We start from the raw sequence: 7,404 nt of genomic DNA on the forward strand, positions 1-7,404 counted from the left end.
CATAGTTCCAAAAGAACTATTTTTGAAAGTCAATAGATAATCAGCAAAAAAACGGAGATATGTCAAATAAGCAGCTCCTTTTAAAGAATTTCATGAATGTTAAGTGAGCTACAATCCATGCGTAATACGCTTTGTCAGAATCAGAAAGTCAAATGATTTTAGAACAAAATGTCGGAAATGTAATCACACTGGTAGAATATCTGCAATTACTAAACCTGCGTTGTTTTTCAGATCAATCTGTAGAAATGTGTCAATGATGATACATTATATACCTATTCCCCAATATCAAGTGTACGACAACACCTTATACAGCTTATATGCCGGTAACTTCTTTAAAGCCGAGCGCCCCTTCCGCAACATTGGAACAAGTGGATCGAATCCGTTGCAAATGTTTCATCCTTTGCGTTGCTTTATCATAGGAGCAAACAGAATATCGGGAAAAAGAGTTTTTGAATATAGACTTAATCAGGTTGTTTTAAATAAGGTGTGTCGCCTGCGTGTACGACACACCTTATTTAAAAATGCTTAGTGTGAAATAGAAACTTGAAAGAGCTTGAACACCTGATCCACAGAACCGAAATCTATCTTATTTTCTTCGATGTATCGGTTCCATCGGATTTGTTGTTTTTTAGGGAAAAGCTTTAAAAAACTCTTCTTGTTATAAAAGCGTTTCGTTTTTTTACCCACACTAACTTCGTACATTTTATTAATTCCGGTAACAATACGTTGGGCGTCCTGTATGCCACCGGATAACCCTGTACCTGTTAATCCTGAATAGTTATCCACGGAAGCCGTTTGTGTAGTTCCTCCATACGAAATCTTTTTGGGAGCTCTTCGTGTATCACCTGTATAGATTACATTGAATTTGGGCTGAGCTTGGATTACCTCTATCGCTTCTTGCTTTCCTATCAAGAAACTTCTGTTGCCTATGCGAAGCACCGCTATCAATTCCGGATCAGAAAACTCCTTTTCTTGTTGTTCCGGATCTTTAAAGACATAATGTTTCTTTATCAGATCATAATTGACCGGAGCCGTAAACTGTCTTCCATCTTTATATACAATCAAGCAATCTTGAAATTCATCAAACAGATAAGAGGAATTGTCCTTAGTATTTTGCGCAAACAGACCCACACAAAATATCCATATCCCTAACCAACATAAAATCAGTTTCATATATTTTCAGTTAATTGTTTATCTCAAGAAAGGGTGAGCCTGAAGCCCACCCTTTCATTTATTATAAAAAAGAATTCACCTGCGTTACGGAAGGAAAGTAACACGTACTTCATACATACGCTGATGTTGCTCCACTCCAGCAGGGCGATGAGCGATATTCTTCACCAGATAACGACGAGGCTTGGTAAAATCTCCCGGCATACCCAATTTAGGAGAGTCACCTACGGGTTCTACCGTACAGACAGAATAGCTTACCAGATAAAGTTCACCTATGATTTCATTCTTTCTAACAGGAAGAACTACATATTGTGAACGGTTATCAACAGGATTCACCAATTCAAAGTCACCGGAAAACTTGCTGCCATCAAACAAGAACCCCTTGTTAGCTGTCGAATATTGTACATCCGAAGCGGCATATACGTTTAATACATATACCTTGCCATCAGGCGCACTGCTATCGGATTCTATTGTTTCCGACCCTTCCACTTTTATTGATTCTCCGGCAGCCACAACTTTCCCATCCGGCATGGTATAGGGAGCTCCAGTTCTGTTAACCCACGTAAAAACGTCAGAACTTCCAATCAAACGAGTATCAATATAATTGTCCACCCATTTGTTCCAGTTAACTGCATAAATCTTGTCATTAAACAACTCCCGGGCTTTTAACTCGATTTTGCTTACCCCTACTTCTGAATAAACAGATTCCGGTGCCTCTTCATAAGTCAATCCGGCAGTACAACTAGAAATAACTGATGCACTGCACAACACAGCTGCACCTATACATATTTTATTTAGCAATTTATTCATCATAACTATCTTTTTTTAATTGTTATAGTTGAAGTTTTTCCATCCTGGATTCTGTTGCAATTGTGTATAGTCTCTCAACATGGACTGTGAAAATGGTACAAAGTAGTATCTTGCATCATCAAACTTTCTTTCATAATAAGAATACGGCATCTCAAAAGTCTGGAATTTAGGAGTAAAATATCCTTCACCATCCGGCTCTACAGGATAACCATTCTCACCAGCCTTTTCGCTTTCCATACCTTTACGGAAAATCCATAATCCTCTGGAAGGAGTATTCAACTCTTCAATAGTCGTTTTGCCTTCTGCTTCCCCCCAACGCAATAAATCGAAATAACGGAAGCCCGGACATTCAAATGCAAATTCCAAACGACGTTGCAGTTTCATTTCATTCCACAAATCATTGCCGTCATAATTAGGCAATCCGGCACGATTACGGATTTCATTGATATAGCCTGCCGCATCGGTCTTGCCTAGTTTAATACTTGCCTCGGCACAATTCAGCAACACTTCCGCATACCGTACATTGAAATAGCAAGTCTGACGCTGGGTGTCAAAATCCAAAGTCCCGTCCGTATTGATTTTATTAAACTGAGAGTACTTCCTTGAATAATAACCAGTTATTGTTTGTGCGGAAGCTCTGTTGATTGGTGCGGAATTTAAATTTTCCATCACTCTATACCCAGAATGTAAAGCACTGTATTTTAAGGTCTTTTCATCTAGTGTAGTATTGTCAATCCAAGTTTGAATAATATAACGTTCTTCTTCCGGTCCCATATATGCTCCATCGTAAGTAACTGTGGAATAGAAGCGGCTATCGCGATTCTTGAACATATCGCGATAATTAGCAGATTCTCCTTCTAATTCTCCTTCTGCATTTCTATGGATTCCCATGGCTTTTGCCTGTGAAGTTTCCCACCAATTTTTCCATTTGCCATCAGCGTCATCTTTCTGTAAATAACAGTCTACCAAATCCTGTGTAGGAAATAAACCTGAACGACGCCCGTAAGAATAAGTCGCATCTTCGGTTGCTCCATAATAATTCCCGTCAGGTCCGTTCTTTGCAGTTGGATTGAAACCACTACGTTGGTTTTCTTTAAACATGACCGGCCAAATTGACTCAACGCTTGTATGTGACTCTGTTTTTGTGAACAGATCCTCATAATTCGGTTCCAAACTGTACTTGCCTATCAATCCTTTAGCTGCATTATAAGCCAATTCATAATAATGATTTGCATTCTTCTCAAACTTGAACAAGCCTTCAGCATCATCCGAATATAGACCTTTGGCTGAAGCATCGGCCGCATTGGCTGCATATAAAGCCACGCGAGAGATGTATGCGTTAGCTACATCTTCATTTACCATACCAAGCGTATGCGTTCCACCATAAGCTTTAAAATAATCTACGGATTTCTGCAAATCGTCTAGAATATTGTCGAAAATAGTTTCGCGTTTAGTACGAGGCAAATAGGTTTCATCTTCAATCGTTAACGCTTTGTCTACATAAGGAACGCTTCCCCAAAACTTTTCCATGTCAAAATAAATAAAAGCACGGAAAAAGTAACATTCACCCAAGAATTGGTTCTTCTGAGCCTCTGTCAATATGCTGCTGGAAGAAATTTTTTCAATTCCAAGATTTACAGCACGAATGTTTTTATAAGCTCCACTCCATGGGGCGCTGAAACAAGTGATACCATTATTTTCATCATAAGTACGTTTGTTAAAATTGTACTGTCGATACGTATCCCAGTCCTGTTCATAGTTTCCCTGACAGTTATCTGACCACTGTTCTGACTGGAAGGTGTCACCAGATGCCGATTGGGATATGAAATAGAAATTGTTCACATAAGAACGAGCCAATTGAGGATTTTCCCAAAAGCGTTCTTCATCCACTTTTGTTGTAGGTTCTATTCCTAACGGATCACATGCAGTTGTTACTCCCATCATCGAAGAAAGAAATAACCCGGCCAGAATATATTTAGTTGTTTTATTTTTACGTTTCATATTAACCAAGTTTTATAAAGTTACTGTTACGCCCAAAGTATAAGAACGCTGGGTAGGATAGCTTCCCAAAGTACCATTGTTATTATAGATAGAAGCACCTGTAGTAATGAATTCGGGATCCTGCAAATCTTTCAGTGGATAAGATTTTTTAGTCCAAGTAAATGCGTTAGTCACAACGAAACTTAAATCCAATCCTTGAATAACTGGTAGATTTTTCAAAACCGAACGTTTTAAGTCATAACGTAAACTGATATTTTTCAGTTTCAGGTAAGAGGCATCAAAAGACCAGATGTCAATGTAACTATATCCAAATCCATTGCCTTCAGGAACCGGAGTTGGAAGAGCGGCGTCTACATCAGGGTTGCTCGGTGTATATGCATTCTGGAACGCGTATTGTCCGTAATTCCACATATAGCTTTGTTGGCTGCGGAGCGGAGAAGGCATAGCTCCCCTTGCACCGGTTGCTCCTTGGAAGAACAGTTCCAGATCGAATCCGTTCCAGTCGGCTCCTAAAGTTACACCAAATTGAGTATGTGGAGTAGACCCTTCCGCATTGAACACATAGTAATCATTTACACGACCATCACCATTTAAGTCCACCAAAGCCGGAGTTCCCAAAGTCATATTATTGTTAGCGTGTAATAAGGAATTATACATATTTTGCCATGACCCGTGTAATCCATTGGTCTTCAACCCATAAGGATATGTTATAGATTCTCCGTTTGTTACATAAGGACGTTTGCCGATATTGTCGAATGTCGGAGTCCACCAGTCCGAATCAGAGCTGCTATGGCGAGTCACCCGTTCATCCCAATAAGAATAGTTTACCCCTACACGATAACCGACTTTGCCAATCTTGTCTTGCCAGTTCAACGAAACTTCGAAACCTCCTTTTCGTGAAGTAGTGTACGGAGCATTAATTTTCGGAGTGTTCGGCATACCTAAAATATCTACCCGAATCATATCATCAGTCATGTCCATCACATCTCCTTTGTTCAAATATAAAAACGTATCGAATGATCCTGTCAAGCGGTCTTTCAAAAAGCCGAAATCCAGACCAATACCATACTGCTTACTGCTGGACCATTGTAAATTGTTTGCTACATCAGACTCGTACCATCCTACATTAGAAGCCATATTTTCTCCAAACAATATGCGGTTTGAACTCTGCGCATATTGGGTAAGGAAAGAAAATGGACTTCCCACTTCATTACCTACCAATCCAAATCCGCCACGTAATTTTATCATATTAACAATGTTCGGATTCACCAAATTCTTGAACCAAACTTCATCGGACATCACCCAACCCAATGAGAAAGCCTGAAAATATCCCCAACGTTTATCCGGGCTATAACTCAAAGAACCATTGTAGTTAGCACTGTATTGGAACAGGTACTTATTGTCATAGTCGTAAGTAAAACGCCCGATGTAAGAAGCAGAACCCCATTCTTCAGCAGAGCCACCGGCAGAAACTAATGTACCGCCTAGATCAAGCTGCGGAGCCAAAGTGGTAGGATATCCTTTTTTCTTTGCATCCGTCCAATTGCTCTTTCTTACCTGACTTTGATAGTTCACCATAGCAGATAGATTATGCTTTCCGAAAGAACGGGTATAATCAATCTGGAAAATGCCGGTCAACAACTTATACTTATTCCATTTTTCATATAAGTTGGCGTTTTCAGGATTATAGGAAGAAACGGCAGTAGCATACGGATTGTCATAAACGCCTTCCTGATCATGGTTAAAATGACGCTGATGATAATAAGAAGTAGTGAAGTTCAAGCTAGCCTGTGCAGACAAGCCTTCCACCCAAGGCACACTCCATTTCAAAGCTGCATTCATCTGGAAGCGATAAGATTCTGTATTGTTGAAACCGTTGTTCAACTGCGCCTCCACAGATCCCTTTCTTGGCAGTCCGGTACTCCAGGCAGCCGGCCTCTTAGGCATCCAGTCACCATACATGGCATTGTTGAACACACCTTCACCATCGGCAGGTTTATTGTTGTTAGAAGTATTACCGTTCAAGTTGAAAGTAAATTTCAAACTCTTGTCGCTCAACAACATGGCGTCTGTGTTCAAAATCATGTTCACCTGTTCGTATGAATATTTATCACTGACACCATTTTGCTTCATATATCCCAAACTTGAATAATATTTGATACGTTCGCCACCACCACGCAGGCTGACATTAGTTTGATACATTGGCTGTGTATGATCAAACATATCCCATGGGTCGTAAGAAGAATAGTAGTCCTGGATATTTTTACCTTGTGTCTTTAACGGATCGAACAAATCGTTGATGTCTTGCAAAGAATACCCTAAATTATATCTTTCGTTCACCAGGTTACGGATTTCTTCAAATCCGTATCCTTTCTGCCACAGATCGCCCATATAATATTTAGAAAGTTCTGTATCATTAAAAGTCGGACTCTCTTGGAAACTTGCCAATTCCGCTTCATTACGTGCCAATGCGTACTCGTAACTACTCAATCCTTTGGGACGATAAGCAGGAGTCATGATAGACACTTTTTGGTTTAAAGTAATGGTAGGCGCGCCTTCCTGTCCACGCTTGGTAGCAATCACTACTACACCATTAGCGGCACGCGGACCATATACGGCAGTTGCAGCAGCGTCTTTCAAGATTGACATGGAAGCGATATCATCCGGACGCAAGCGGTTGAAAAACTCATTACCTTGCCCCGAATCCATCACGACATCGTCAATGACATACAAGATATTTTCACCGCCTCGAATCCAAATTCTGGCGTTTTCACCCGGCGCACCGGAAGCCTGTTGAGTTACCACACCGGTAACACGTCCTCCCAACCCTTCGGACATAGAAGCAACCGGTAACTTTGCCAATTCGGACATCTTTACGGTAGCGGCAGATGCAGTCATTGTTTTGGCTTTCTGAACACCACCATAACCTACTACAACCACTTCTTGAAGAGTTTGTGAATCTTCTTGAAGAATAATTTTTAAAGATTCTCCTTTAAATTTAATCTCTTGGGTAAGATATCCCACAAAGGAAACTTGGATAACATCTCCTTGTTTAACACCTGACAAGGAAAAGTCACCATCAATACCGGTAATAGTACCATTGGTCGTACCTTTCACTACTACAGACGCACCGATAACGGTTTCACCTGTAGCATCTACTACGACTCCCGTGCACGTCCCTGTCTGTTGTGTGATTTTCACATCGGTAACGCCGGGATTGGCGACCGCGTATGCTGCTCCTGTAGAGGCACCCATTAGGAACAGCAACATACTGACTGATTTTAGTCGTTTTAACATAGCTGTGATTTTTTTTAAAGTTTATTGAAAATCAAGTAATTCCGTTTCCTTAGTTCCTTCAGAACTACTCTTGCAGCTATGTATCTGATAATCAAAGCATATGTACTTTGGTAATTTTAAGATGAT

General features: G+C 40.3%; 4 protein-coding genes. All 4 read right to left on the minus strand.

Translation table 11 applies throughout. The annotated features are described in order from the left end of the window. Positions 1 to 525: 525 nt before the first annotated feature. The 4 genes from AB5062_RS22230 to AB5062_RS22245 all read right to left on the minus strand — a co-directional run bounded on the left by AB5062_RS22230 (position 526) and on the right by AB5062_RS22245 (position 7,278). Entirely contained in the window at positions 526 to 1,173 is a 648-nt protein-coding gene (locus tag AB5062_RS22230; protein ID WP_118292366.1) for a hypothetical protein, read from the minus strand. Positions 1,174 to 1,257: 84 nt separating this feature from the next. Beyond that, positions 1,258 to 1,983: a hypothetical protein gene (locus AB5062_RS22235; protein WP_005850802.1), complete on the minus strand. Its 726-nt coding sequence runs from the start codon at positions 1,981 to 1,983 to the stop codon at positions 1,258 to 1,260. 12 nt (positions 1,984 to 1,995) lie between these two features. Continuing rightward, the gene (locus tag AB5062_RS22240) at positions 1,996 to 3,981 is read right to left on the minus strand and encodes a RagB/SusD family nutrient uptake outer membrane protein (protein WP_118292365.1); all 1,986 of its coding nucleotides are present in this window, start codon (positions 3,979 to 3,981) and stop codon (positions 1,996 to 1,998) included. Between the two features lie 12 nt (positions 3,982 to 3,993). Then, complete coding sequence (locus AB5062_RS22245) at positions 3,994 to 7,278, minus strand: SusC/RagA family TonB-linked outer membrane protein (RefSeq protein ID WP_032953095.1); 3,285 nt, start codon at positions 7,276 to 7,278, stop codon at positions 3,994 to 3,996. Between the last annotated feature and the right edge of the window lie 126 nt (positions 7,279 to 7,404).

Origin of the sequence: Phocaeicola sp. RTP21359st1_B8_RTP21360_211022 (assembly GCF_040911965.1) — a bacterium.
Taxonomy (GTDB): Bacteria; Bacteroidota; Bacteroidia; order Bacteroidales; family Bacteroidaceae; genus Phocaeicola; species Phocaeicola vulgatus.